We start from the raw sequence: 26,649 nt of genomic DNA, 5'->3' as shown, positions 1-26,649 counted from the left end.
TGGGGGCATGGCGCAATTGGTAGCGCACCTGCTTTGCAAGCAGGGGGTTCGGGGTTCGAGTCCCCGTGCCTCCACCATAAGAAAAGTCCCGGTCAGAAATGACCGGGACTTTTGCATTTAAGGTTGCTTTCCCAATAACTGGAGTAGGTGTTCTGATGCCTTACCTGCAGAGCATCTACGGCCGCTTGGTTGGGGAACCTCCCGCCACACTATGGTGGATCCGTGAACCTTCTCATTGCCGCGCTCGGTGTACTGGGTGTGGCCTCCTCCGGACCCCTCATTGCCGGCACGCTCGGTGCCACCTCAGTGACAGCATTGGCAATCGCGTTCTGGCGCAACGCGATCGGCGCCGTGGTGATGGCGGGCCCCGTCGTCATCCGGGAGCCGAAGGCATTCGGGAGGATCACGCGCCGTGAATTCGGCTGGTCCGCGGTAGCGGCCGTGGCACTTGCCTTCCACTTCGCGTGCTTCATCACCGCCTTGCAGCTGACGTCCGTGGCGGCCGCTACTGCCTTGGTGTGCCTGCAGTCGGGTTGGATTGCCGTCTTCCAGTTGATTCGGGGGACACGGCACCGGTGGCCGGTTCTTGTAGGCCTGGGCATTGCGTTCGGCGGCGTTGTGGCCATCACCGGGTTCGACATGGGTTCATCCCCCGAAGCGCTTCTGGGCGACCTCTTGGCCCTTGCTGGCGGTGCCTTGGCCGGGCTGTACACCCTGGCTGGGGGCAAAGCACGCCAGTCCATGGGGACGGGAACTTACACGACGCTCTGCTACGGCATGTGCGCGGCGATTGTGGCGGTGATGGCTTTGTTCAGCGGCCAGCCGCTGACAGGGTTCGACGCCGGCGGTTGGCTTGGCATTATTGCCATCACCGTTTGTGCGCAGTTGGTGGGACACACGGCGTTCAACCACTTGCTGGCCACCATGAGCCCGTTACTGGTTTCCATGATCATCCTGCTGGAGATTCCAGGTGCTGCCATCCTGGCGGCCATTTTCCTCAATGAAACCCTGCCTGCCGGAACTTATGCGGGTTTGGCGCTGATCTTGGTGGGTCTGGCAGTCGTCGTCTCCGGTCAGCGGCGTGGGCGGCCGGTAGCAGACCGGCGCGAAGCCGAGCTGGGCGCGGACTAAGGTGCCGCCGTCGGGCGTTTACACACCGCCGCGGCGGGCGCCTTGCGCCGAGTTGGCCGTGTGGATGGCACGAAGCAACTTGGCCGGGAAGTACACCGAGAAGAACACCACCATGGGTGCCTTCAGCGCCATTTTCTTGACGTTGTGGGCCTTGTACGTTCGATCGAAACGCTGGACGTAATATCGGTAGTCCCGCGGCGAGTCCTCAAGCCGCCGGGCAGACATCCCGGACACCATCTGGGGCAGGTACTGCACTTTGAGGTCGTGCTCGAACAGGTGCAGCGAAAGATCAATGTCCTCGTGCATCTCGTCTTTGGGATCCAGGCACGTTTCATCACGGATGGTCTCCCATGCCGAGCGGCGAAGGGCCATGTTGGAGCCGAAGAGGAAATGGTACTGGTGCTTCGCTAGGCGGAGCATAAGCTGGCGCATCTTGTCGTCCGCTTTGAGTCCAAAGCGCCGCATGGGCATGTCGTAATAAACCACGGGACCCGTAGCTGCGGCGACGGACGGGTCCATGAATGCCTTTTGGACTTGCTCCACCCAGTCCGGTTCAAGGACGGAGTCAGCGTCGATGCGGCCCACCACGTCCCCTGTGGCGTTGTTCAGCCCGTGGTTGCGTGTGGGGATCAGGCCCTGGGTGGATTCCTGGCTCAAGAGGATGATGGGACTCTCGGGGTATTCCTGCTGCATCTGGCGCACGATCCTGGCCGTGCGATCCGTTGACAGGTTATCCACCACAATGATCTCTTCGGCGGGAACAGACTGGTAGATGGCCGCGATGAGGCACTGGCGAATGACGCTTTCCTCGTTATACGCCGGGATGACGATGGACACACCCGGAGGTTCCGGAGCGTCCTGGAGGGCACCCGCAAGGGGTCTATCGGCTGACATCCCCTCAAATCTAACACCCGGGGCGTTGCGTCCAATGGAGGCTAGGGTTACAAGCCGGCAAACACTGAAGGGACCACGGCTGACGCCATGATCCCTTCACATGCTTGACTTGCTGGCCCTTGATTGAGGCCGTATGTTCAGGGTTTAGCTTTGTGCACCCTTGGCGTCTGAGTCCTTGCCTTCGGTGTCCTTTTGCAGGCTGGCCGCAATGTTCTTGACGGCAGTCTTGGCGTCGGTTGCCACCTTCTCGGTGGAATCCTCCACGTTCTTGAAGGCGTCTTTGGTTGCCTGCTCGGCCTCAGCTGCGGCTTCTTCCGGCGTGATGTCCGAAGCCTTCGGCTCAGCAACTGCTGCTGTAGCCGACACAGAGGCTTCGGCCGGAGCCGGAGTTGAACTCGTTGCCGGAACCGGAGCGGGCGTCGGCGTCACCGGTGAAGGGGTCTTCCACGGATCTTCAACCGGCTTGGAGGCCTTCCAAGCAGCAACACCGGCAGCAGCGGCGGCGGCAATGACCGTGACGATCAACCAACCGCGCTTCTTGGGCTTAGGTTCCTTGACCAGCGTGGTGGAGACGGCCTTGCTGGCTTGGTCCGCAACTGCCTTGATCTGCTTGCCAGTGGCGTGGGCTTGCTCCTGGACACTGTGGACAACACCCGAATCAACCAGCTTCTGGGCTACGGCATCCACCTGTGCCGGCGCGTTCTCCAAGGCATGGTGAACGGCTACCGAAGCCTGGCCCAGCTGCTCGGAGAGCCTGGGCAGGTATTCGTCAACAACCTTGTCCCGCGCGTGGCCGAGTGCCGGAGTTGCCCTGTTGAGGGTCTCCTGGATCCTGGGTGTGGCGTCTTCAACTACGTCATGGATCTTCGGCGCGAGGTGCGCCAACCCGTCCTGAATCCGCGGCGTTACAACTGCAACGCCGTCGGCGAGGTTGTGAGCAGCGGACTTCAGCCCCTCTTGGATCTTGGGGGAAGCGCTGTCAATGCCGTGCTGGATACGCGGAACAGCCCAATTGACGGCTGCTTCCACGCGTGGCGCAGCCCAGTCGCGGGCGTTATCCACACCGGCCGTGACTGATTGTTCGAGTTCGCGGGCAATACGGTCTGATTTCTTCACAACTACCTCCCGATACACATGCTCGTTTGTTGCTAGCCTACGTCGCTTGTGGAACACCGGCTATTCATCTGTCCGAGTTCGTCCCGGATTTCACCGAGCGCGGAACCGGCTTTACAGCCGGACGGGCGTTGACCCTGCATGGAAGAATGGGCCCATGACCATCGCAACCGCAAAAGCAACGATCCACACGAGCCTCGGCGACATCAAGGTTGACCTCTTCGGCAACCACGCCCCCAAGACGGTCGCCAACTTCGTTGGCCTGGCCACGGGCGAAAAGTCCTGGAACCACCCCGAAACCGGCGAAGACAAGACCGGCACCCCGCTTTACAACGGCACCATCTTCCACCGGATCATCAAAGATTTCATGATCCAGGCAGGCGACCCCTTGGGCCGCGGCGTGGGTGGACCGGGCTACCAGTTCGATGACGAAATCCACCCGGAACTGACCTTCAACGCTCCGTACAAGCTTGCTATGGCCAACGCCGGCATCCAGATGGGCAAGGGCACCAACGGGTCACAGTTCTTCATCACCACCGTGAACACGGACTGGCTGTTCGGCAAGCACAGCATCTTCGGTGAAGTGACGGACGAAGAGTCCCGCAAGGTTGTTGACGCGATCGAGTCCGTCCGCACGGGCATGGGCGACCGCCCGGTTGAGGACGTCGTCATCAACAGCATCGACATCGAACAGCTCTAGTCGCACGCTGAACCAGAGCCCATGAGTTACGGAATTCCGTCGGCCGAGCCGTCCGCTGATATTCCGGTGTGCCCCAGGCACCCGGACAGGCCCTCCTATGTGCGGTGCCAGCGCTGCGGGCGCCCTGCGTGCCCCGAGTGCCAGCGGGCGGCCGCCGTCGGGTTCCAATGCGTTGACTGCGTCAACGAACAAAAACGTACGACGCCGACATATCGCTCACCGTATGGCGGAGCCTTGGCAGTAGGCCGGCCTTTGGTGACGTTCGTAATCATCGGTCTGTGCGCACTGGTTTATGTCCTTCAGTGGATTGTGCCCGGGGACGCAGTCTTCGAGGACTTTGCGTTCGCCAACATCTTTGCCGTCAGTGAGCCATGGCGCATGGTCACGGCGGCGTTCTTGCACTCGCAGGGCTTCCTGCTCCATATCGTCCTGAACATGTATACGCTGTGGATTTTCGGACAAGCCCTTGAGCCGTTGCTCGGGCGGATCCGATTCCTCGCTGTGTATCTGATCTCCGCAATTGGCGGATCCGTGGGCTTCCTTGCCCTGACTCCCACATTGCCCCCGGTGGGAGTGGTAGGTGCTTCCGGTGCCATCTTCGGTCTCTTCGGCGCCATGCTTGTTGTGCAGCGGCACAGGGGTGGAGAGACCAAGCAACTGTGGGTCTTGATCGCCATCAATGGCGCCATTGGCTTCTTCGTGCCCAGCATTGCATGGCAAGCCCACCTGGGCGGCCTGATCACCGGAGGCCTGGCTGCTGCCGCAATCGCCTATGCTCCGCGCGGCAAGAACCAGGCCCCGCTCCAAGCCGGCGGGTTGGTTCTGGTGGCGGGCCTGTTGGCCGTAGTCACATGGTTCCGCGTCACCGCTGGATAGCGGGCTCGTTCAAGACCGGCTGCCGCAGGATGGTCTTGAGTTTCTCGGCCGCAGTGCGGCGAGGATCGCCCAGGTAGATCTCGTGGTGCCTGCCGGTCATCGTCAGTGACTGTTCCGGAATGAACTTGGTGTGCATCTCTTCAAGGACCGGACCTTCATCGTCGTACGGCCCTACGTGAAGCGTTTGCACGCACAAACCTTCATTGAGGGGCTCCAAGCGCAGTGCTTCCAGAAGCGGGGCCTCCCCCTTCTTGGCGACGGTCTCCCGCGCCATATCCACGTGCTCCTGCGTGATCCATTCGGGGACCATGTTCATCAACGTCCAGTCCCAGCGTGATTTGTCCCTGGCGCTGGTGAAGGACTCCATATCGTCGGACCACCACAAAGCTTCAAGCGGCATCACCGTGTAGTCCTGGCCGAGCTCACCCTTGCTAAAGAACTTCAATTTATAGGCGACGGGATACAGCGTAGCCAGCGAGTCCTTGTAGGACTGCGCCGTGTTGGGGTCACCATGACCGTCGATCATCAAGAACTGCAAAGTGGGAACGCTGACCACCGAGAACCGGCCGTGCTTGGCACTGTAGCTGGAGATCTTCTTCTTGAAGTCGCTCTTCATGACACCACCGTACTCTCAGGGCTTATCCACAGACTTTATCCACAGTGTGCGTAACTTACATGCGTGTAGTTAGCCTCCGAAACCGTCCGTACGCTCGTCAGTACGGTAGATATCCCCCGAAAGGCATGCGTTTCTCCACATCTGTGGATAACTTTGTCCCCGTCGAGAGAGAATATGTGGACAAACGGCCCATATTGTTGGCGGCTGTGGACAACCCTGTTAATACGGCTGTGGGCAGCCATATATCAACAGGCTTATCAACAGTGTTAATAACTTACACTCGTGTAGTTCAACCCGTCGGAAGGGCTGTAAAGCCCGGCAAAGCAGTGATCTGGATCTGGAAACCCACACGTTTTCCCCAGTTGTGGATAACTTGTGGGTATGGGGTTGTTGTTAAGTGGGTAAGTCCTCAGCCGCTCTCGGTAACGGGGACGAGCCTTTGGGCCGGAAGGTAGGGCCCGAGTCTTCCCTTGGCAAATCGGACAATCCCGAGAAGCTGAACTTTAAGTGAAGCTTGGGGCACTATCCACAGCGCGGTGCACAGTGGGTAAAAGTCTGTCGGGTCCGGCTCCAGGTCTGCGATCGCCGGGTTGGTGCTGTTTTTCCCCACAACTACGTGGATGTCCACAGAAGTTATCCACGCCTGTGGATAAAGTTACACACTTCTGTGGACAAGCGCTGTGGACTAACGGAAGCGATTCGGCGTCGGAGAAGACGGCAAACTTACGTCCAAACTCCCGAGGCACCCCGACGGTGACTATCCATCAGATGGGTGTCGATGATGCCCACGGCTTCCATGAGGGCATACATGGTGGTTGGGCCCACGAAAGCGAAACCCTTCTTTCTGAGGGCCTTGGACAACGCGATCGACTCCGGGGACGTCGTGGGGATGTCGGCCATGGTGCTGGGCGTCGGCGTGTTTTCGGGTTGGAACGACCAAACGAAGTCCACCAGGCCGCCTTCGTCGCGCAAGGCAATGGTGGCCTTGGCATTGGTGATGGCTGCCTTGATCTTTAGTCTGTTGCGCACAATTCCGGCGTCAAGCATGAGCCGCTCCACGTCGGCTTCGGTGAAGGCAGCGACACTCTCCGGATGGAAGTCCAGGAAGGCCTTCCTGAAAGCATCCCGTTTCCGAAGAATGGTGGCCCAAGACAGGCCGGCTTGGAACGCTTCGAGGCTGATGCGCTCGTACATGCCCTGCTCATCGCGGACAGGCATTCCCCACTCGTGATCGTAGTAGGCCTGCATGAGGGTGTCAGAGGCAGCCCACAGCGGACGTGCCAAGCCATCCTCGCCGAGGACGGTGCCGTTATCCGGGGTCATGCATGCTCCTCTGCAGCCGGGCCGCTCCCGTGGCCGACCAGTAATTCAGCTTCCGGGGATATTCTGCCCGGTGCCTCTGACATTCTTGGGGTGGGACTCCGGAATCACGACAACCCCGTCACCCGCATGGTGATGTTGATACGACCTTCTGAGAGGCCGCACCCATCCGGTGCCGTTCCCGGGAGGACTTTGGGGATGCCGTGATAAGAGAACCGTGCAGGTCCTCCAAAGACGAAGAGGTCTCCGGAACGAAGTTCAACGTCGGTGTAGGGCTTGGTCCGTGTCTTCGTATTTCCAAACCGAAAGACGCACGTCTCTCCTATGCTGAGCGAAACCACAGGTGCGCTGGAGCGCTCGTCCTTGTCTTGATGCATTCCCATGGCAGCGCCGTCATTGTAGAAGTTCACCAGGGCAGCGTCGGGTGTGTACTGGTTGGCAAGCCCACTCAGCGAGCTCGTTACCTCATCGAGTTCAACGCCTTCATCGCCTGGCGAGTAGGCCGCTTCCAGTGCTTTACGGCCCAATCGCACCATCCAGTCCGGGAACATGAGCACGGGACGACCATTGACGTCCGTGGCTTCCCTTGTGTACCGGTAAGGCTGCCAGTGCCAACCAAGGCAAACGGTTCGAACCGACATCTGGTGTCCGCCCGGAAGGGTGGCGGCACGCAGGGGAACCGGCCCTTGGGTCCATTCGCCAAAGCGCGCCACGATCCATCGTTGCTGCTCAAGGGTGAGCCAACCAGGAACGTGGACGGCACCGGGCGCAATCAGGCGGGGACCGGCGTCGTGCCCTTCCGGCTGGAGAAGTTCCAACGGAAACAGGGCGTCGTCACTCATGCCGCCGCCTCAAGGCGGAGCAATGCGCGTTTGGCCTCGCTTCCGCCAAGATAGCCGCCGAAACTGCCGTCGGACTTCACTACCCGGTGGCACGGCACAATGAGGGGCAAAGGGTTGGTGGCGCAGGCGGTTCCCACGGCGCGTACCGCGTTGGGGCTGCCGGCTGCCTGGGCTACCTGGGCATAGCTGGCTGTGTTGCCATACGGGATTCGAGGCAGATGACGCAGAACGTTAAGACGGAAACCGCGGGACAAACGGAAGTCCAACGTGAGGTCAAACTCCTTCCGGGCGCCTGTGAAGTACTCGTCGAGTTCCCGCGCGGCGTCGTCCAACCGGGCTGGTGCCTCAAGGATCCGTGGACTTACGGTATTAGCCAGGAGCTGCAGGACGGACTGGTGGTCTTCCGCCTCAAATGCCACGCGGACAATTCCCCGATCCGTGGCAGCCAAGAGGAGTTTCCCTAACGGGGAGTCCACAATCCTGTACGCGATGTCCAAAGTGTGGGTGAGCTGAGCGTCGCTCTCCAACCGGGCATGGAGGCTGGCCATGGCCAGTTCGAGTCCTGCGTCCAACGGTTTCAGAAGCGAAACGACCTCGGCGTGATCGGGGCTGAGCTCAAGTGTCATCAGATATCACCTTTCGAGGATGTATGAGCCAGCGACGGCTGGATGGCCAGAGCGGAGCGGAGCGACTTCACGCCGTCAGCGCCGGCGCGACGGGCGGCCTCGGCGGTGCCCCCCAACAGGGCGGCAACATCGCCATAGGGAAGACCCGCAAGATAGTGGTAGGCAACGGCCTGGCGCTGCTTGGGCGGGAGGCTTGTGACTGCGTCGAGCAGGTCCTCGTGCCCGTCACCAGGAATGCCCAGGCTGGAGGGTTGTTCCGGTGGATGGTCTACCGGCATGGCGCGGCGGGTTCCAGCCCTCACATGGTCGATGCACTTGCGGTGGGCGATGGTGACCAGCCAGGCTTCAACATTCGCCTCTGCCGGGAGAGCCGGATACGCCTGCAGGGCGGCCAGGAACGTATCTGACCATGCATCATCGGCGTCGTGCACGCCGAGAATCGCACGACACACCCGAAGCACTGTGGCGCCCTGCTCGCGCACCACCGCTTCGAACGGCTTCTTATTAACCATTTGCCTGGGCTTCATCAAAAAAGCTTGCCCTCCCGCACTTCAGCCGGCTCTTCCAATTCCAAGAGGAAACGCTTGTTTCGAAGACCACCCGCATACCCGGTGAGTTGACCGTTGCGCCCAACCACTCGATGGCAGGGAATAATGATGCTGATGGGGTTGCGTCCCACCGCGGAGCCAACGGCCTGGGCAAGATGGGGATCCCCGAATTCAGCAGCCAACTGCCCGTAGCTGACGGTTTCACCGAAAGGAATATGTTGAAGCCGCTCCCAGACCTTCTCCTGGAACGGGTTTCCCAAAGCTTGGAAGGGGACATCGAAAACTGTCCGGTGGCCATCCAAATACTCGGCTAGTTCGGTCCGGGTACGCGCGAAGACCGGGTCCTCGATCCCGGCTGGGTCTCCGAAATAGTCGGGCGGAGGCATATGCCAGTGTCCCTCGTAGAAAATGCCCGTCAAAACTTCCCCGCGGGCAGTCAGCGTCAACTGCCCCAGTGGGGAATCCAAGGTGGTGTGCCGGCTGCTCATATCTTGTAGACGTTCACGGGCACGGAAATGTGAGGCGCGGAATTCCTAGGAGCGCCACCGGGTGGTCATGAGGAAGCCGACGATCGCAATCCCGAAGCCTGCCACGATGTTCCACGAGGCCCACTCGCGGATGGGGAGCTGGCCCTCTGTGATGTAGAAAGTAATGATCCAGATCAGGCCGAGGATCATCAGGCCGAACATGACAGCCTTGTACCAAACCGGGTTGGGCTTGTACTGCTGTGCTGCGGAAGTCTGCTGGGCCTGACGGGCAGGCCGCTTGCGGGGCTTGGACTCGGGCACGGATCCTCCTGGCTGTTCGGTTAATACCCGTCCCGCCAGCCTTGATATCCTGCAGGAAGGAAATTTCCAGCGGTTAACGGCCACACGGCGTTCCGGGTTGGTTCTAGCTGTCAAGTCTAGCCGCAACCGGGGGTCCGCCCACGCCGCCCGCGCCCTATGCAAGGAGACCTTGTGGCGCATCAGCAGCAGACGGCGGTTTCAGCCGTGCCGTCCGCCCGCCATGGGCAGGAACTCCGCCCCCGCAAGCGTCTTCGGGCTTCGGACGTCATCCGGAAAATCAGTCAGATCCTGGGAGAACTGCTCATCACGGCAGGCATCGTCCTGCTCCTCTTTGTGGGCTGGGAGCTGTGGTGGACCAACGTGGAAGCAGACGCCAAGCAGACTGAAGCGGTGAAGAGCTTCGCTCAGGACTTCTCCGGCCCCATAACTCCTGCAGCGCCTGCCGCCGCCCCCGTGGACTACGGACCGCCTGTGGTTACGCCGGCACCGGCCTACGCTGGAATGATCGGAATCATCTACATTCCTCGTTTCGGCCCGGACTACACACGCCCCATCATCGAAGGCACCGGTTCAGACGTCCTGGACACCCTGGGACTGGGACACTACGGAAGCACCACCATGCCTGGCGCCCCCGGCAACTTCGCAGTGGCCGGCCACCGTCAAACCCACGGCGCCGTACTGGATAACATCCACACTCTGGTTCCCGGGGACAAGATCTACATCCAGACGGCTGACGGCTATTACACCTACGTGTTCCGCAACAATCAGATCGTTCTCCCGGACCGCACGGACGTCCTGATGCCCGTTCCCACCCAACCGGGAGTCCAGCCCACGGAAAGTATCCTCACCATGACGAGTTGCAACCCGCGGTTTGGGGCACAGGAACGCATCATCGCGTACTCGATGCTGGATAGTTGGCAACCCGCCTCAGCCGGACCGCCGTCGGAAATCGCCGCCCAAGTAGCCCGGGCACACGGAAAGGGGTAACAGATGTACGCGTGGATCTTCCGTAATTTGCCAGGCCCCCTATGGGTGCGGATCCTGGCATCCTTGGTACTGGTGGGCGTAGCACTGGTACTGATGGTCGAGTTCCTCTTCCCGTGGTTCTCCCAATTCACCACTTTGACCGACTCAACGATTGGTTCAGTGCAGCAGCCATGAGCACAACAAAAATCCTTGTAGTGGATAACTACGACAGCTTCGTCTACACGCTGGTGGGATACCTCCAGGAACTCGGCGCAGAGACCACGGTTGTCCGCAACGACGACGTGACACTCGCCGAAGCCACCGAGCTCGCAGCAACCCGCGACGGCGTCCTGGTCTCCCCCGGCCCGGGTACTCCTGCCGAAGCAGGCGTCTGCATCGAGCTCATCAAGTGGTGCGGTGAGGCCGCCAAGCCTATGTTCGGTGTCTGCTTGGGGCACCAGGCCCTGGCCGAAGCCTATGGCGGAGTGGTGACTCACGCGCCGGAACTTATGCACGGCAAGACGTCACCGGTCCGGCATGAAGGCAAGAGTGTTTTTGCCGGCCTCCCGTCGCCCGTCACGGCAACGCGCTACCACTCACTCGCAGCGGTCCGGGACTCCATCCCTGACGTTCTGGAAATCACCGCGGAGACCACCAACGGCGTTGTGATGGGGCTGCAGCATAAGACGGCACCCCTCTGCGGCGTGCAATTCCATCCCGAATCGGTGCTCACAGAAGGCGGATATCAGATGCTGGGCAACTGGTTGGAGTCCCTCGGCATGACCGGGGCGGCGGAACGCGCCTCAAAGCTGAGCCCACTGATCAAGCAATAAAACCTAAACCGTCTGTCGCGGGCTGTCGACCGGAAGCGTGCGTCTAAGCGAGGAACGAGCGAGCACGCGGAGGTCGGCGGACGCGACAGACGCAGAAGCCCCTATTTCTTAGTTGGCGTAGGTGTGGGCTTCGGCGTCGGCTTCTCAGTCTCCGTAGGAGTAGGGGTAGGCGTCGGTGTGGGGACCGGTGCGGGGGCCTTGGCCACCGTGACAGTTACCACCTTGCCCTGGGCCACCTCAGTGTTGAAGGCATCGCTCTGAGCCGTGACTGTTCCCGCCGCAACCTGCGAATTTTCCTGTTCCACGATTGCGATGTTCAGCCCGTTGGCCTTCAGCGCGGCTTCCGCTTCAGCTGCCGGTAACGCGATCAACTGAGGCATGAGGACCTTGCCGGTGGAAACCTGCAGCTCCACTTTGCTTTCCACAGCAATCGCGCCGCCCGGTGCGGGAGCAGTGCCGAGCACTACGCCGGCCGGGACAGTGGGGCTGTGGGTCAAAGCGGTCACTACTTCGCCGGTGATGCCAAGCCTGCGCAAAGCTTCCCGTGCGTCGGATTCAGTGCGCCCCACGATGTCCGCCGGGATGGTCACTGAGCTGGGACCGCTGGAGATCTTCAGGACGACTTCAGCATCTTGTTCCAACATGGCACCAGCAATCGGCGATGTCCCGATTGTCATGTCCTTGGCCACGGTGTCGCTGGGCTCACGAACAGATGTGGGTTTCAGTTTGGCCGAGTACAGGGCCTGGATGGCCTGGGATTCGGACATGTTGGTGACTACCGGAACGGCAATTTTCGCCGGTGGCGGCGGTTGCATGTTCATGAGGCTGTAGAGCCAGAAGCCGCCGCCGGCCAGCACCAGGACTGTGAAGATCACCAACGTGGCAACCCAGGCTCGACGGCGGGACTTCTGGCGCTCGGGCACCTCACGTTCCGGTGGGAGGCCCAACGGAAGCGGTTCTTCCTGAGGCTGATCGGTCGGTTCGTCCTTAAACTGATCGGCATCGAGGAAGCCTACGGCCGTTGTGCTCAAAAGCTCTGTTGCCGGGTCTTCAGGGTCCACGAGGTCGTTGGGGTCCGTGGGAGCCTCGCTGGCTGCCACCGCGGGTACGGGGATGCCGTTGCTGGCGGCACGCAGGGCCCGACGGAAGGCTGCCGCATCCTGGAATCGATCCGTGCGGCTCTTCTGCAGCGCCTTAACCAACACGGAATCCAGTGCTTCGGAGACCTCCGGGTTGTGGGCGCTGGCCAAGTCCGGGGTCTCACGGACGTGTTGGTAAGCAACCGATACGGGGCTGTCGCCAATGAACGGAGGCCTGCTGGTCAGCAGCTCGAACAGCAGGCAACCGGCCGAGTATAGGTCACTGCGCGCATCCACCGTTTCGCCACGGGCCTGCTCCGGCGAAAGATATTGGGCTGTGCCCACCACGGCCTGTGTCTGGGTCATTGTGGCGGCAGAATCGGCCATGGCACGCGCGATGCCGAAGTCCATGACCTTCACATCCCCGGTGTCGGCACAGACCATCACATTGGCCGGCTTGATATCGCGGTGGACGATGCCTGCACGGTGGCTGTACTCGAGAGCGCCCAACACACCCAGGGTGAAGCCGACGGAGTCCTCGACGCCAAGCTCGTTGGCCTTGATCATGTCGCGCAGGGTACGTCCGGCCACGTATTCCATGACGATATACGGGACGCGCACGTCTTCGCCCGGCCCTCCAGGTACCGAGTATTCGCCGGTGTCGAAGATGGCCACGATGGACGGGTGGTTCAACGCCGCTACAGCTTGGGCCTCGCGCTTGAAACGGGCCTGAAACTGGGGATCCCGTGCAAGGTCCGCTCGCAGGACCTTGACGGCGATGGTCCGTCCCAGCAGGGTGTCCGTTCCCCGGTAGACATCCGCCATACCGCCACGACCGATCAGCTCGCCAAGTTCATAGCGAGAATTGAGGATGCGCTGGGAGGACACGGGTGTGCTCTCCTCTCGATGCGCAGGACCTGGGCGTGACGTTGACATGGCGGTTTACTTATCTGCTCGGGCTGCCGGTGCCGGTGGGCGTGGCAGTGGACGTCCCGGGATCGATCGGAACAAGTTCCTTGGACAGGTAGTAGGTGACCGTTGAGCCTGCTGCGACCTGGCTGCCGGCTGCCGGCGAGGACCGGACAAAGGTTCCGGGCTGCTGGCCGATTGCACCGTTGACGGGTTCGCCCGCCACCCACTGCAGTCCGGCACCTTCAATGGCTTGCTGAACTCGGGCTTCGTCCACCCCTGGAGCAATGGCGGGTACAGCCACCAATTCCGGGCCCTTGGAGTAGGTCACGGTGATGGTTTCTCCCGGGTTAACAGGACCGGTGGGGTTCAGGCCCGTCACGATACCAACGGGAGCTGTGTCGTCGAAGACTTCCTGACCGTCCACTCCAAGCCCCAAGGCACGAAGTTGTGCGCTGACTGTCTCAAAAGGCTGGCCCTGGTATTGCTCCGGGATGACGTTGATTTTCTGGGGAACCGACTGCGTGGGTTGGGGTGCCTCAGAGGTCTCCGTAGGCCTCGGCGTCGGGGTGGCCGACGCGGAGGTGGGGCTTGCGCTCCGGCTGGCACTGGTGGTGGTGGACTCACTCGGCGCGGGGCTCGGCGAGAAGAATCCCGACTGGGAGATCAGGAAACCAACCAAGGCAAACAGGACCAGAAGGATCAGGGCAACCAAGGGCCACGTCCACGGACTGCGCTTCTTGCGCTCCGGTTCAGCGTCATCGTAGTTCTCGTCGTCGGTGTAAACCACTTCTTCGTCGTCGTTAAGCTGCCGCTCAGCCTCCAGCGCGTTGGCACGCGTCAGGGGGTTGTCAGACGCAGCAGCGGCTCCGAGAGCAGCCCCTGCAGCACCGGCGCCCAGCACCGGAAGTGCGGAGGTCGCCGTCGTCGACTGCTCCTTGCCGTAAGGCGAGGTTACGACGCCGGTGGGGGCCGTCGCGGTGTCCACAGGCGCTGTGATGGGTCCGGTAGTGGATTCGAACAACAGCATGCCGGGTACGGCCGCGTGCGCCGTGGCGATGTCCCCATTGCGGATGGCTTCAGCGGCTTCGGCCAGCTTGATGGCGTTGGCGGGGCGGTTCTTGGGATCTTTGGCCAGCATGGACATCAGGAGAGCGCGCACGGGCGTGGGCAGCGTTTCCGGAAGGGGCGGCGGTGCGTCGTTTACCTGGGCTAGGGCAATGGCAATCTGCGATTCACCGGAGAACGGACGGTGCCCTGTGAGGCACTCGTAGCCGATGACGCCGAGCGAGTAGATGTCCGAGGAGCCCGTTGCCGTCTGGCCCGTCGCTTGCTCCGGAGCCAAATACTGGGCGGTGCCCATGACCTGGCCGGTTTGCGTGAGCGGCACCTGGTCTGCCAATCGGGCGATGCCGAAGTCGGTGACCTTGACGCGGTTGTCCGGCGTGATCAGCAGGTTGCCTGGCTTGATGTCACGGTGGACCAAGCCCTGCGCGTGCGCAACCGCCAGGGCCCGCGCTGTCTGCGAGATGATAGAGAGCGTCATGTCCGGTGAGAGGACCTGCTCGCGCTCGAGGATGCCACTCAAGGGGTGTCCGGGCACGAGCTCCATCACCAGATAGGCCGAACCGGCTTCCTCGCCGTAATCGAAGACGTTGGCGATGCCGACGTGGTTGAGCAGGGCAGTGTGCCGTGCCTCGGCGCGGAAGCGCTGGAGGAAGCCGGGGTCACCGGTGTATTCCTCTTTGAGCACCTTGATGGCAACGATCCGGCCGAGGATTTGGTCCTTGGCCTTCCAGACCTCGCCCATGCCGCCAATCGCAATGCGACTGGTCAGCTGGAACCTGCCGCCGAGTGTGATTCCTGAAGTAGGCCTCACTTATTCAACACCGCCTCAAAAATCTTCTTTGCGTTCGGACTGGTTAGCTGGGCCCCGGTTTGCACGTCCACACTCTCCATGACAATGGTGACGGCTACTTGCGGGTCGTTTGCCGGGGCGAACCCGGTAAACCATGAGTTGTTCAAACCTGAATCGCCGAGCTCGGCGGTGCCGGTCTTGCCGGCCACCTTGACGCCGGGAACGGCTGCACCCTTGGCAATGCCATTGTCTACGGCACTGGTCATCCACTCAGTGATCTGACTGGCGATGGGCTGCGTGGTGCTGGTGCGGAGCGCCTCAGGCTTGGGTTCGTTGATGACGCGCAGATCAGGCGCACGGATGGCCTCAACCAGGTTCGGCTTCATCTGCACTCCGCCGTTGGCGATGGCCGCCGTCATCAGGTTGATCTGAAGCGGTGTGGCTTTGACGTCGCGCTGACCCACTGAGGACTGAGCCAACTGGGCCTGGTCCAGGTCCTCCGGGAAGATGCTGGTGGCCTGCTGCAGCTTGAGTTGATCGCCGAAGTCCTGGCCGAAGCCGAACTTCTGCGCCTGTTCCCGGATGGCATCCTGGCCGAGATCAAGCGCGATGCTCGCAAACGGGGTGTTGCAGGACTGCTCAAGGGCAAAGGCGAAGGACGCAGTTTCGCGGACGTTGCAGTTGCCGCCTGCGTAGTTGGGCAGGCTGGCACTGCTTCCGGGCAATGGCAGGCTGCTGGGGTTGGGCAGTTCACTGTCCTTGTTGTACTTCCCTGAGTTCAGTGCAGCAGCCGTATCAATGATTTTGAAGACCGAGCCAGGTGAGAGGAGATTGCCGGTAGGGCCGCTGACGTTCTGGTTCAGGTTGATACCGGGAATCTGGTTCAGCTGGGCGTAATTGGCCTCCGCGGTGGTTCGGTCATGCGTGGCAATCAAGTTGGGATCGTACGTCGGCTTGGAAGCCATTGCGAGAATGGCGCCGGTCTTGGGGTTGGTCACCACAATGGAACCGCGCTGGCCTTCAGGAATCAGATCCATGGCCAACTGCTGGATGGCAGGATCCAAGGTCAACTCCACTGACGCTCCCTTGGGCTCCTTGCCGAGGAACATCTGGCTCATGCGATCCAGGAACAACTGATCGGAATTGCCCGCCAGAGTTTCCCCCATGGACTGTTCCAAGCCGGTGGAACCAAAGAACTTGGAGAAGTATCCCGTGATGCCGGCATAAAGCTCCGGCTGGTTGTACTTTCGCTGGAACGCGCAAGATTCAGTCCCGGGAACTGACTCCGCCACAGGCTTTCCACCCACAATGATCGAGCCGCGCTCGTTGCAGAAGGACGCCAAAACAGCTCGCTGGTTCCAGGGGTTGGCATTGAGGTCATCAGCACCAATCACCTGGACGTAGCTGATGGCGCCGAAGATCAACGCGAACATGGCGACGGCAGCCATCCAACTACTGCGAATAGCCTGGTTCATTGTTGCTTCACCGCCTCTGTTGATGCGCTGGGTGTCTGTCCTGTGGCCGGTTTACGTGAGCCCGGGGTGCTGCTGCTTGCCGGAGGTTTGTTGACCATGGGGGTGGTGTCCACTGGACCGCGGGCTGTATTGGAGATCATGAGCAGAAGGCCGACGATTATCCAGTTGGCCAGAAGCGAAGAACCGCCGGCCGCAAGGAACGGAGTGGTGAGGCCGGTCAGCGGGATGAGCCGGGTGACGCCGCCAATGACCACGAAGCACTGTAGGGCGATCGCAAAGGACAAACCGCATGCAAGGAGCTTTCCAAACGCATCACGTGTGCCCAAGGCTGCACGAAAGCCACGGGTAAAGAGCAGCAGGTAAAGCATCACCACGGCGAAGAGGCCAATCAGGCCAAGTTCCTCGCCGATGAGGGCCACAATCATGTCGCTGTTGGCGAACGGAACCAGATCCGGCCTGCCTTGGCCAAGACCAGTGCCTACCAGCCCGCCGTCGGCCATGCCGAACAGGCCCTCCACGATCTGCCCGCTGCCACCGGGGGACCTGCCAAAGACCTCCGGCGTGAACGCATTGATCCAGCTGTCGATGCGGAACGCGACGTGGGAGAAGATCTGGGAGGCAATGAAGCCGCCGCCAAGAATCAACAACAGGCCGATGACCACCCACGAGATCCGGCTGGTGGCCACGTAGATCATCACGATGAACAGGCCAAAGAAGAGGATGGAGGATCCGAGGTCACGCTGGAAGACGAGCACGCCAATGCTCACCAGCCAGGCGGTGATCATGGGACCGAGGTCCTTGAAGCGCGGGAACTGCATGGGGCCGATCTTCCGGCCGGCCAACAGGATGAGATCCCGGTTGGAGGAAAGATAACCCGCAAAGAATATGGCGAGGGTGATCTTGGCGATTTCACCGGGCTGGAACGTCATGGGACCCACACGGATCCAGACACGCGCACCCAGGATCTCACCGGCGGAGATGCCCGGAATCAACGGAAGAACCAGCAGGAACGCACTGGCCGCCAGGGAGATGTAGGTGAAGCGGCGAAGGATGCGGTGATCCTTAAGGAACCAGATCACGGCAATGGAGACCGCCATGGCTATGAGTGTCCAACGGAGCTGGTTGTTGCCCGTATCGTCCCCGGGACCGTCCATCCGGTGAATCAGCGCAAGGCCAAGACCGTTGAGCGCAACCACGATGGGAAGAATTACTGGATCCGCATACTTCGCGCGGAGCCTCAGGACAATGTGGAACGCGAAAGCCGCGACAGCGAGGAGACTCGACTGGAACCAGAAGTCACTGTCCAGGCCGACTTCCGAGTTGATGCTCACCAGCGCACTGGCGCCGATGCCTACGGCAAGGGCCAGGACGATGAGCACCAGCTCAACGTTCCTGCGGGGCTTGGGGGCGATCTCAGTCTGCATCATTTGGCCGCCTCACAGGGAGTCGGGACGGGCGAAGGAGTAGGGCTGGCAACGGCAGCCGTGCTGGGTATGGGCACAGTGGCTGTCGGAGTCGGCGTCGGGGTGGTAGTAGCTGATCCCGAGGCCGTGGGCGAGGGGCTCGGGCAGTTGGCGGAGGCGCTGCCAGTGTTCCGCAGGTTCTCCACGATGCCCTGTGCGCCGTTGAGGTCACCCGCCGGGACCGTCTGGCGTACGCTCTGCTGGCCGTATTCCGGCAATGAATCCACCCTGATGTCGGTTACGGCTTCAAGCCGGGAAAGCTGAATGGGTCCAAGCCTCTGCGAGATCCCATTGAAAATCGCGACCCGCTGATCGTATTCGCCTACGTAGTACCGCGTCTGTGTCCAGGCATAGCCAAGCCATAGGCCAACCACGACGCCCAAGACCACAACGGCCGCGACGGCAGGCATGAGCCAACGCACGCGTCGACGAGCCGGCTCTTCGACCTCAACACGGTCTTGCTCGGCTTTATGCGTCAGGACAGTCGCTGCCCTGCGTGCCACAGTGCGGCCGGCGACGGTAGGAATGGAGCCCGTCTCAGCAGCGGTGGCGGCGGCGCCAACGAGTTCATGAGGGCGACTGGCCAACTCCTCGCGCAGCACTTCGGCCGACAAGTGCTCACCAAGATGGGGGTCGGTAGTGGCAGGAGGTTCTTTGGACTCGTCCGAAGACGCAGCGTCGTCCTTTGAGTCGCCAGGATCCCCCGCGCTGAACGATGATCCAGCATCGGCCTCCCGTGCGGCCTTGGCTTGGGAGTCGGCTTTGGTGTCTTCTGCTGCCTTGTCCGCAGACAGGTCATCCGCGGACTTGGTGGCCGTGACTGCCTCGGGCTCGTCAACCGCGGCAAGTGCCGCGGCAGGAACGATGTCGACGGCGGCCGTGTTGACGTCGTCGTCCGTCTCCTCCGCAATCTCCAACATCACCACGGTGACGTTGTCCGGGGCGCCGGCTTCCAGCGTCAGGGCCACAAGGATCTCAGCACATTCATGCAGGTCCTTGGTCTCGCGGACCATGCGTTCCACGACGTGGCCCGCTACGTAGTTGAGTCCGTCGGAGCACAGGAGCCAACGTTCGCCAGGCTCGACGTCCAAGACGTCCAGATCCAGTTCAGGGCTGGCATCTACGTCACCGAGGACTCGCATAAGGACGTTCTTGTGCGGATGCGTTTCGGCTTCCTCAGGGCGGAGCCTGCCCTCGTCAATAAGGCGCTGCACGAACGTGTGGTCAATGCTGACCTGCTCAAACTTGTTGTTGCGCAGCCGGTAGGCGCGGGAATCGCCAATGTGGGCGAAGTGAAGCTTGCGGCCCTCCAAGAGCAGGGCGGTAACGGTGGTACCCATGCCCGAAAGCTTGGGATTCTGGTGCACAAGCTCGGAAAGCAGCGAATTAGCGGTCTGGATCTCGTCGGCAAGGACGGTCTCAGCACCTTCCGGATAGTCGTCATGATCAAGGTGGATCATGTCCAGGACCGTTGAAGCGGAGGCGACATCGCCGCCGGCGTGACCGCCCATGCCGTCGGCCACGACTGCAAGATGGCGGCCCACATAAGCGGAGTCGTCATTCTTGGAGCGGATCCGTCCGACATCGGAACGCGCGGCGTAGCGCATGATCAGCGGGCGCTCCGCAGGCTTTTCCTGGCCTTTGGGGGTCTCGGGAGAAGCCATGGACTATGGCCTCAATTCAATGACCGTCTTGCCGATTCTCACGGGGACGCCAAGCTCAACCGGTAAAGCACGGGTGAGCTGTTGATCGGCCAGGTAGGTGCCGTTGGTGGAGCCAAGGTCCTCGATAAACCAGCGGCTGCCCTGCGGGAACAGGCGTGCGTGCCGGCCGGAAGCGTAATCATCTTCCAAGACAAGCGTGGCTTCCTGTGCGCGGCCGAGCAGGATGGGGCTGGCGGCCAAGGGAACCGTGGTGCCCTTGAGCGGGCCCTCCGTGACTACCAGCGTGCGTGCATGCTGGATTGCCGGTGGCGGAGAAGCTGCGAGCTCAGGATGCTTGCGCACTTCGCGTGCTGTGGGAACGCCAGTGACGGCCTTGCGGCCAATCTGGAAGTCGCGGCGCATGGTGGTCACGATGCTGAAGATCAAGACCCACAACAGAAGGAGGAACCCGAAGCGAAGCGCTGTAATGGTCAGTTCGCTGATGTCGTTCACGCGTGGCCACCCGGGGTTTGGGGGAGGAGGCGGAAAATGATCTTGGTACGTCCCATCGTGATGGTTGAGCCGTCTGTGAGCTCCACGCTGCCGTTCACTTTATGTCCGTTAACGTAACTGCCGTTGGTTGAGCCAAGGTCAACTGCCCAAGTGCTGCCATTCTCGGTGCGGACCTCAAGGTGCTTTCGGGAAACGCCCGTGTCATCCACAAGGATGTCCGCTTCCGAGGAGCGGCCCAGGACAACGGACAGGGCGTTGAGGGAATACCGCTGGCCACCGATGTCCAGCACAGGCTGCAGGCGGGTGGGTTTCCGCGCCGGGGCAGCCGGAACGTGGGCACGAGGGGCTTGTGGAGCAGCGTCATCCGACGACTTCTCGGTGCGCGAATTGATTTCGAAATGACCGGCACGCTCTTCGTCATTGCGCCTGAACGAAATGCGGACGGCACCTTGAAGGGTGTAGCCCTGGCTACGGACGTGCTGGATAACGACGTCGCACAGTTCCTCGGCCAGTGGGGTTCCCCATTCCTGGGCCCTGGCAAAATCCTCGTCGCTGAGCAGGACATCAAAAACGTTGGGAGCCAGCGTCCGCCCGGCTGCGATGGTGATGGACTTGTTGTCCAACTCGCGCCTTAGCTTGCTTGCAATCTCCACCGGCTCAACACGTGCCCGCGACCCCGTGGAGAAGACGTTGCGGACGGCCTTTTCAATGCCGCGCTCGACTTTGTCCAGCAAACCCATGGTCCTTCTCCTTTCCTTGCCGCGGCACCCGTTGTGCCTGGTCCGATAGTCCGTCCATTGCTCCGTCCGCCCACACAGCGAAGTACGCGCCTGACGGCCCTTCCACTTCCCGATACTACTGGGACTGACTGGGAATGGCCTTAATCCACAACGCCTTGCGACCCGGAAAAGTTCGATCCAGGCCCATGTTGGCGCGGGAGGCGGGGGATGAAATTTTCGTCAGGTTCAGCTGTTGTTAGGGGACTCCCAGCCCGCTGCGGAGCTCTGCCCAGCCGCCGATTGGTGTTTTGCTCCGGATGTCCGTTATGCTTGATCTCGCTGCTTTTGAAGGAAACGAAGCTGGGAGACCAGCCGAAGTCCGGAAAAAGAAGTTGCGCGCGAGTGGCGGAACGGCAGACGCGCTGGCTTCAGGTGCCAGTATCCGAAAGGGTGTGGGGGTTCAAATCCCCCCTCGCGCACGCAATTGAAAGAGCCCCGGTCTTAGGACCGGGGCTCTTTTTGCGTTTCACGGCTCGGCCTGTCTCGCGGATCCCGCCCCGCGGCTCTCCGAAACCCGCCCTTGTCCGGTCTCCTCGGCGTCGTACGGCGGGGGATTCCTGTAAGCCGGGGAGCTATCGCAAGGTGCCCGGACCCTCCGTTCCGGTCCCCAATCGCGACCGTCAGCTGCGCGCGGTACCCGTAAACCGGCGTCGTGAGTTGCTCAGGTGCAGCCGCATCGCCGCTGCGGCAGCCACAGCATCGCCCTCCGCGATTGCTGCGTATATAGAGGAGTGCTCGTGGACCACTTGCTCGAAGCGTCCGCGGGAATCCTGCTCATCGTCCGATACGAGGCGCGGGCGGGGCATGGTGATCATGGTTTGGCCCAGGGCCGAGATGCAATCCGTATAAAAGGGATTACCGGTGGCAGCCGCAACGGCCCGATGGAACTCGAAGTCGGCCTTCATTGAATGGGCGGGGTGGCCTGAGCTCGCGATGAACTGTTCCAAGGCGCCGTGCGCGGCCTTGAGTTGCCGTTCGCTGTGGTTTCGCGCGGCAAGTGCGGCAGCTTCGGTTTCGACGCCGATCCGGAAGTCGAGCATCTGAAGCCGCTCTTCGATGCTGGCAACCGCCCGCGTTCCGGGGGCGGGCGTGGGGCCGCCCGAGGGTGGGGTCAGCGCAAAGCTGCCCCGTCCTCGTTCGGTTTCCACAAGTCCCTCGGCCTGCAAGCGTGTCAGCGCGGAGCGGACGACGGTCCGGCTCACCCCGAACTCGCTGATGAGGGTGTTTTCGCTGGGGAGCTTCTCACCTGGCTGGATGACGCCGTCGACGATGCGGTTGCGAAGGTCGGCGGCGAGATCCGCGGTCAGGTTTCGGCTCATGGGTTCCAGATTACGCGCCGAACTCCACGGAATCGGTGGTCCACGCACGTGCCTGATCGCTCAGGGTGACGCCCAGTCCGGGGCGGTCCGGAACAATCATGCGGCCGTTCTTGGTTTCCAGGCGTTCCTCGAACAGGGGATCGAGCCAGTCGAAGTGCTCCACCCAAGGCTCCCGCGGGTACGCGGCGGCCAGGTGCAGATGGATTTCCATGGCGAAGTGCGGCGCGAGGCCCAGACCTCTTTCATCCGCCAATGCGGCCAAGCGCAGGAACTGGGTGATGCCGCCGACGCGCGGAGCATCTGGCTGGATGATGTCGCAGCCGTTGGCGTTGATGAGGCCCTTGTGCTCGGCGACAGACGCCAGCATCTCGCCCGTGGCGATGGGGGTATCGAGGACCTGGGCCAGGTGCGCGTGGCCTTCGAAGTCGTAGGCATCCAGCGGCTCTTCGATCCAGATGAGGTTGAATTCCTCCAGTTGGCGGCCCATACGCAGCGCGGTGGCCCGGTCCCATTGCTGGTTGGCGTCCACCATGAGCGGGACGTCCCAGCCGATGTGTTCGCGGATGCCAGCTACGCGGCGGAGGTCTTCCTTGGAATCAGGCAGGCCAACTTTGATCTTGATGCCGCCGATGCCTTCCTCGATGGACTGGCTGGCGCGGGCCTTGACCTCGTCCAGGGTGGCGTTGAGGAAGCCGCCGGAGGTGTTGTAGGTCTGCACTGAGTCGCGGTAGGAACCCAGGAGCTTGGCAAGGGGGAGTCCGGCACGCTTGGCTTTGAGATCGTAAAGCGCGATGTCGATGGCGGCCAGCGCTTGTGTTGCAACACCTGAGCGTCCAACGGAGGCGCCGGCCCAGAGGAGCTTGGTGTAGATCTTGCCGATGTCGTTGGGGTCTTCGCCGATGATGCCCTCGGCGACTTCCTTGGCATGCGCGTACTGCGCGGGGCCGCCAGCGCGCTTGGAGTAGCTGAAGCCAATGCCGCTGTGGCCCTGTTCCGTGGTGATCTCGGCGAACAGGAAGACCACTTCGGTCATGGGCTTTTGGCGGCCTGTAAAGACTTTGGCGTCGCTGATCGGTACGGTGAGGGGCAAACGTGCCGTGGACAGCTTGACGTGGCGAATGAGATCTACGGTGCTCATGGTTCTCCTAGTGGGTACGGCGTCCTTGCCTGTCACTTAGGATACAAGTTATGTACTTGTACTACAAGAGTTGGGGGCTAGTTGTGGCGGCGGCTGAGACTTCGCATAGCCATTTGTTCCCGGGGGCTGTTGTTAAGGTTCGCGGCTCGGGGATGGAGCTGGTGGTTACCTTCTCTGACGGCGCTACGGCTGCCGCTGAAATAGTCGACGACGGCGGCAAGCCCGCCTTGGTGGTAGAGGCGTACACCACGGGTGCCGGGAAGGAGATCACGCGGGATGTGGTTTGTGTGTGCTGTTTTTGCTGAGGGGCGGGGCTGAGGGTTGGGTGGTGAGTGGCTTTGGAGTATTGCCCCTGCGGCCGATCCTTGGTGACTCCGCGGCCGAAGAGGCCTCACCGTGATCCTCGATACCGTGAACGGGGCAGATCTGCACTACGCGGCATCTTTGTTGGTATCAGTCGACGTCGCCGTGTATGTCTCGTGCAGAGGTGGAGTGGTTCGCTGGAGCGCGTCTTACTCCGGCACCCCTAACACCACCTGCAACCGAAATATTCACTAGCTAACGAAATCTACGCCGTCGGGCAGTCCTTTCCTATATCGTCACAGGATGCAAGGCACCCCACATGTGGGCAGAAAACCTTGGCCGTGTCGTGCGACGTTGCACAGCCCCTGGCGGGAGGCCTTAGGAGGATCAACGAACTATGGCCACCACCCGCGCAATAAGGGGGTGGTGGCCACGGCCTGCAATCAGCGGCCGTAGGTTTGGGTTTGCCACACTGCCCGGACGCTGCTGCCACTCTTGTGGTACATCACAAAGTTTCCGTCCGACTGCATTTCCAGGGCCCTGGTGCTGCCGCTGCTCAGCCCTGGGGTGCCTGACTGCCATAGCACGTTCATCGATTGCCCGTACACGACAATGTTGCCGTCGTGCTGAAGCGCCAGCATCTTCGCGTTCTTCCCGTTGGTTCGGGTGTGCCAGAGAGCCGTCCCATTCTTGTACACGACAAAGTTCGAGTCGCTCTGGAAGACTGCCTTGTATGGGCCGTTAACAAGGCAGAAATTACCAGGCGAGTACATTAGGCTCCAGTCTGGAACTATGCCGATGCTCTGTCCCGTGCGGTAGCACGGGAGGAAACCCCAAGATGACCCCGTTGCGGCGCTGGCGGGTTGGACACCCAACCCGCCGAGGAGGCTCAGCGCCAAGACACCAGACCCTAGGGCTGTGACCATCCTCTTTCTGCGGGTTACTTGCTTTCGCATATTCGCTCCAATCGTTCGCCCCTTCCGGGGCGTTTCTTGATGGGTGATAGCCCGCCCGATAACGGGCCAACAGTCTGGCCAACAGTGGCCATCCATCTGTTAAGTGACCCGGTGGCCAGCTTCATGACGGACTGGCGCCCTCACTCCAAAGATCGATCCGAACGCTACAGATGGGTGCCGCTGCTCACATCAACTCCTATGGCAGATTCCGCCGAGCGGCTCGAGCGTGTCGCGGCGGGCAGCCTCGAGGCCCCCAAAACAGGAGAGGTCCAGGTCCTAGTCGAGCGATTCGTCTCAGCCGTCAGAGCAAGCCATTTCTTGCCCGTTGTAGTTCTCCCCGGTCAATGCTCACTGGCTCTTGCAACCGGCGCGGTGGAGCTTGAATCTGGAGTTTGACCCTCCGGGTCGGCCTACGCCGCGACCGCAATCCACAGCGTGCCGTGCGGAGTGTCCCGGTTCTAAGGGAGTGAACACCCTGTGTCCCCGAGTTCCGGGAATATTTTGAGTGACTGCAACACACTTGGATATGTGGCGGACAGGTATTGGGTATGAGCTACCTATCGAGAGCCCCCGATCGGGAAGAGGCCTTTCGGGCGCTTTACAAGTCCGCCTACGCCGATCTACTGAAGTTTGTTCAGCGTCGAACCGAGGTGGCGAATGCCGAGGACGTAGTAGCTGAGGCATTTCTCATAGTCTGGCGGCGGTTTTCGGAAACGCCGAAGCATGAGGATGAGGCGCGGGCATGGATCTTTGGCATCACACGAAATCTCATGCTCAACGCCCACCGCGGAGAACAGCGAAGACAGGCGCTGGGTGTGCGCCTCGCCGAGACGACTCAAACCCACACCGCTTCCCACGCTGACGCGGTCAGTAGCCGCGTTGATTTAGGCAGAGCCTGGGAGTTGCTCTCCGAAGTCCACCAAGAGGCCCTCGGGCTTGCGATCTTCGAGAACCTGACCGCACCCCAGGCGGCGCATGTACTGGGTATTTCTCCTGTCGCGTTTCGGCTCCGCCTAACCCGTGCAAGGCGAGCCCTGCGACTACTCCTTGACCACGTTCCCCGCCATGAGTCGCCGGCGCCAGCGACCTTTCCCGAAAGGGCCTCGACACCATGAAAGACACCCAGAATATCGACACACTGCTGCGGTCCATGGACGCCGCTGAGCAGAACAAACCCACTGACCCGCGACGTTCGCAGAAGGATCTGGAATTGATTCTCCGGTCCCACCCAGCTCCGGCAGCCAAGGGCATCAGACCTGCGGAACACCAAACGTCGACGTCGTTCCCAAGCCGCCGTCGTCGTCGAACACTCGCTTTGGGTGCCTTTGCTTTTGCCACAACAGTTGGGTTCCTGATCGGGCCCACCCTCTCAGGAGGCGACCCGGCCTTTGCAACGTGGACCGCCGTGCCGGGTGCGCTGGTAGGTGCCGAGCGCAACAGCGCGGTCTCGGACTGTGCCAAGTCCAGCAAAGGGGTTGGTGATGGCATGTTCGCAACAGATGTGGCCGCGGCGGAAGTGGCCATCGCCGAGAGGCGCGGCGCCTGGACCACCGTGGTTCTCAGCGGAGCTGACGGCTTCGAAGCAACCTGCACCACGGATTCCACAGCCCCTTGGTTCAAAAGAGGGTCCTTCGGCTCGGTTGGCAAACCGGGCAATGGGCACGAGCTCGCAGCCCGGGAAATCAGAACCACCCAGCTTGGTACCGGCGTCATCGCAGACAACCCGCTGTCAATCGCATCGGGTCAAGTAGGTCCGGAAGTCATTGCGATGACTTACACCAGCATTGCCGGTGAACGGATTACGGCTACCGTATCGAAAGGCCAATTCGCCTTCTGGCTGCCGGGTGGGGAACTGGAAAACTCGTCAGAACAAGACGTGCCTGTTGAGGTGACGTACACCGACAACACTAGAGAAATCCGATATCTCAGTCTCTGATGGGCACCCTTGGAATCAAGGCCAC

The 26,649-nt window shown here is 61.4% G+C and carries 27 protein-coding genes and 2 tRNA genes; 10 read left to right on the top strand and 19 right to left on the bottom strand.

Features of this window, described 5'->3' with window-relative positions; all coding sequences use genetic code 11:
- The first annotated feature begins 1 nt into the window (after position 1).
- Positions 2-77: transfer RNA gene (locus AC1RJY_RS11730), tRNA-Ala, on the top strand.
- Between the two features lie 145 nt (positions 78-222).
- On the top strand, positions 223-1,131 hold the full coding sequence (locus AC1RJY_RS11725; RefSeq protein WP_014920280.1) for a DMT family transporter: 909 nt from the start codon (positions 223-225) through the stop codon (positions 1,129-1,131).
- 18 nt (positions 1,132-1,149) lie between these two features.
- Here the strand turns inward: AC1RJY_RS11725 and AC1RJY_RS11720 are convergent, their stop codons facing one another.
- Positions 1,150-2,025 carry a glycosyltransferase family 2 protein gene (locus tag AC1RJY_RS11720; RefSeq protein ID WP_014920281.1) on the bottom strand — a complete coding sequence of 292 codons (876 nt, stop codon included), beginning with the start codon at positions 2,023-2,025 and terminating at the stop codon, positions 1,150-1,152.
- Between the two features lie 144 nt (positions 2,026-2,169).
- Positions 2,170-3,141, bottom strand: a complete 972-nt coding sequence (locus tag AC1RJY_RS11715; RefSeq protein ID WP_210065227.1) for a hypothetical protein — start codon at positions 3,139-3,141, stop codon at positions 2,170-2,172.
- A gap of 154 nt (positions 3,142-3,295) precedes the next feature.
- On the opposite strand from AC1RJY_RS11715, the gene AC1RJY_RS11710 reads away from it, so the two are divergent.
- Positions 3,296-3,838 carry a peptidylprolyl isomerase gene (locus AC1RJY_RS11710; RefSeq protein WP_011772794.1) on the top strand — a complete coding sequence of 181 codons (543 nt, stop codon included), beginning with the start codon at positions 3,296-3,298 and terminating at the stop codon, positions 3,836-3,838.
- A 21-nt stretch (positions 3,839-3,859) separates the two neighbouring features.
- Positions 3,860-4,714 (top strand): rhomboid family intramembrane serine protease, encoded by an 855-nt coding sequence (locus AC1RJY_RS11705; RefSeq protein ID WP_498602346.1) that lies wholly within the window; start codon positions 3,860-3,862, stop codon positions 4,712-4,714.
- Here AC1RJY_RS11705 and AC1RJY_RS11700 read toward each other — a convergent pair.
- The 7 genes from AC1RJY_RS11700 to AC1RJY_RS11670 form a co-directional block, all read right to left on the bottom strand.
- Complete coding sequence (locus AC1RJY_RS11700) at positions 4,701-5,330, bottom strand: GyrI-like domain-containing protein (RefSeq protein ID WP_498602345.1); 630 nt, start codon at positions 5,328-5,330, stop codon at positions 4,701-4,703. The genes AC1RJY_RS11705 and AC1RJY_RS11700 overlap by 14 nt on opposite strands.
- A 723-nt stretch (positions 5,331-6,053) precedes the next feature.
- Positions 6,054-6,653: a DNA-3-methyladenine glycosylase I gene (locus AC1RJY_RS11695; RefSeq protein ID WP_014920285.1), complete on the bottom strand. Its 600-nt coding sequence runs from the start codon at positions 6,651-6,653 to the stop codon at positions 6,054-6,056.
- 104 nt (positions 6,654-6,757) lie between these two features.
- Positions 6,758-7,492, bottom strand: a complete 735-nt coding sequence (locus tag AC1RJY_RS11690; protein WP_498602344.1) for an alpha-ketoglutarate-dependent dioxygenase AlkB family protein — start codon at positions 7,490-7,492, stop codon at positions 6,758-6,760.
- Complete coding sequence (locus AC1RJY_RS11685; RefSeq protein ID WP_498602343.1) at positions 7,489-8,118, bottom strand: methylated-DNA--[protein]-cysteine S-methyltransferase; 630 nt, start codon at positions 8,116-8,118, stop codon at positions 7,489-7,491. The genes AC1RJY_RS11690 and AC1RJY_RS11685 overlap by 4 nt, the downstream gene beginning before the upstream one ends.
- Entirely contained in the window at positions 8,118-8,645 is a 528-nt protein-coding gene (locus AC1RJY_RS11680; RefSeq protein ID WP_498602342.1) for an RNA polymerase sigma factor, read from the bottom strand. The genes AC1RJY_RS11685 and AC1RJY_RS11680 overlap by 1 nt, the downstream gene beginning before the upstream one ends.
- Complete coding sequence (locus AC1RJY_RS11675) at positions 8,645-9,154, bottom strand: methylated-DNA--[protein]-cysteine S-methyltransferase (RefSeq protein WP_014920289.1); 510 nt, start codon at positions 9,152-9,154, stop codon at positions 8,645-8,647. Before AC1RJY_RS11675 ends, AC1RJY_RS11680 begins: the two co-directional genes overlap by 1 nt.
- Before the next feature lie 45 nt (positions 9,155-9,199).
- Positions 9,200-9,454 (bottom strand): cell division protein CrgA, encoded by a 255-nt coding sequence (locus AC1RJY_RS11670; RefSeq protein WP_043469552.1) that lies wholly within the window; start codon positions 9,452-9,454, stop codon positions 9,200-9,202.
- Positions 9,455-9,610: 156 nt separating this feature from the next.
- Between AC1RJY_RS11670 and AC1RJY_RS11665 the strand changes: the two genes are divergently transcribed.
- Positions 9,611-10,441, top strand: a complete 831-nt coding sequence (locus AC1RJY_RS11665) for a class E sortase (protein WP_011772804.1) — start codon at positions 9,611-9,613, stop codon at positions 10,439-10,441.
- Between the two features lie 170 nt (positions 10,442-10,611).
- Complete coding sequence (locus AC1RJY_RS11660; protein WP_011772806.1) at positions 10,612-11,253, top strand: aminodeoxychorismate/anthranilate synthase component II; 642 nt, start codon at positions 10,612-10,614, stop codon at positions 11,251-11,253.
- 101 nt (positions 11,254-11,354) lie between these two features.
- Here AC1RJY_RS11660 and pknB read toward each other — a convergent pair whose 3' ends face one another.
- The 7 genes from pknB to AC1RJY_RS11625 are packed head-to-tail and all read right to left on the bottom strand — an operon-like array spanning position 11,355 to position 20,933.
- Positions 11,355-13,268 (bottom strand): Stk1 family PASTA domain-containing Ser/Thr kinase, encoded by a 1,914-nt coding sequence (pknB, locus tag AC1RJY_RS11655; RefSeq protein ID WP_498602341.1) that lies wholly within the window; start codon positions 13,266-13,268, stop codon positions 11,355-11,357.
- A gap of 10 nt (positions 13,269-13,278) precedes the next feature.
- Complete coding sequence (locus tag AC1RJY_RS11650; protein ID WP_498602340.1) at positions 13,279-15,120, bottom strand: protein kinase domain-containing protein; 1,842 nt, start codon at positions 15,118-15,120, stop codon at positions 13,279-13,281.
- Positions 15,117-16,574, bottom strand: coding sequence for a penicillin-binding transpeptidase domain-containing protein (locus tag AC1RJY_RS11645; RefSeq protein WP_011772809.1), 1,458 nt, complete (start codon positions 16,572-16,574; stop codon positions 15,117-15,119). The genes AC1RJY_RS11650 and AC1RJY_RS11645 overlap by 4 nt, the downstream gene beginning before the upstream one ends.
- A complete protein-coding gene (locus AC1RJY_RS11640) occupies positions 16,571-18,001 on the bottom strand; it encodes an FtsW/RodA/SpoVE family cell cycle protein (protein ID WP_014920292.1) in 1,431 nt (476 codons plus the stop codon). Before AC1RJY_RS11640 ends, AC1RJY_RS11645 begins: the two co-directional genes overlap by 4 nt.
- A complete protein-coding gene (locus AC1RJY_RS11635) occupies positions 17,998-19,701 on the bottom strand; it encodes a PP2C family protein-serine/threonine phosphatase (RefSeq protein ID WP_014920293.1) in 1,704 nt (567 codons plus the stop codon). Before AC1RJY_RS11635 ends, AC1RJY_RS11640 begins: the two co-directional genes overlap by 4 nt.
- Positions 19,702-19,704: 3 nt before the next feature.
- Entirely contained in the window at positions 19,705-20,184 is a 480-nt protein-coding gene (locus tag AC1RJY_RS11630) for an FHA domain-containing protein FhaB/FipA (protein ID WP_024818875.1), read from the bottom strand.
- A 5-nt stretch (positions 20,185-20,189) separates the two neighbouring features.
- Positions 20,190-20,933: an FHA domain-containing protein gene (locus AC1RJY_RS11625; protein WP_011772813.1), complete on the bottom strand. Its 744-nt coding sequence runs from the start codon at positions 20,931-20,933 to the stop codon at positions 20,190-20,192.
- Positions 20,934-21,308: 375 nt separating this feature from the next.
- Between AC1RJY_RS11625 and AC1RJY_RS11620 the strand changes: the two genes are divergently transcribed.
- Positions 21,309-21,391 (top strand) — tRNA-Leu (locus AC1RJY_RS11620).
- A 201-nt stretch (positions 21,392-21,592) separates the two neighbouring features.
- Here the strand turns inward: AC1RJY_RS11620 and AC1RJY_RS11615 are convergent.
- Both AC1RJY_RS11615 and AC1RJY_RS11610 read right to left on the bottom strand, forming a co-directional pair.
- Positions 21,593-22,291, bottom strand: a complete 699-nt coding sequence (locus AC1RJY_RS11615) for a FadR/GntR family transcriptional regulator (RefSeq protein ID WP_014920294.1) — start codon at positions 22,289-22,291, stop codon at positions 21,593-21,595.
- Positions 22,292-22,301: 10 nt separating this feature from the next.
- Entirely contained in the window at positions 22,302-23,429 is a 1,128-nt protein-coding gene (locus tag AC1RJY_RS11610) for an L-talarate/galactarate dehydratase (protein ID WP_011772815.1), read from the bottom strand.
- A gap of 50 nt (positions 23,430-23,479) precedes the next feature.
- On the opposite strand from AC1RJY_RS11610, the gene AC1RJY_RS11605 reads away from it, so the two are divergent.
- The gene (locus AC1RJY_RS11605; RefSeq protein WP_498602339.1) at positions 23,480-23,734 is read left to right on the top strand and encodes a hypothetical protein; all 255 of its coding nucleotides are present in this window, start codon (positions 23,480-23,482) and stop codon (positions 23,732-23,734) included.
- 441 nt (positions 23,735-24,175) lie between these two features.
- On the opposite strand, the gene AC1RJY_RS11600 is transcribed toward AC1RJY_RS11605, so the two are convergent.
- Positions 24,176-24,430, bottom strand: coding sequence for a hypothetical protein (locus AC1RJY_RS11600; RefSeq protein WP_498602338.1), 255 nt, complete (start codon positions 24,428-24,430; stop codon positions 24,176-24,178).
- An 806-nt stretch (positions 24,431-25,236) separates the two neighbouring features.
- Between AC1RJY_RS11600 and AC1RJY_RS11595 the strand changes: the two genes are divergently transcribed.
- Entirely contained in the window at positions 25,237-25,803 is a 567-nt protein-coding gene (locus AC1RJY_RS11595; protein ID WP_498602337.1) for an RNA polymerase sigma factor, read from the top strand.
- Positions 25,800-26,624, top strand: coding sequence for a hypothetical protein (locus AC1RJY_RS11590; protein ID WP_498602336.1), 825 nt, complete (start codon positions 25,800-25,802; stop codon positions 26,622-26,624). Before AC1RJY_RS11595 ends, AC1RJY_RS11590 begins: the two co-directional genes overlap by 4 nt.
- Positions 26,625-26,649 lie beyond the last annotated feature (25 nt).

The organism is Arthrobacter sp. GW822-FHT05G07 (assembly GCF_058799755.1).
This window is presented reverse-complemented; position numbering and strand designations above follow the sequence as displayed.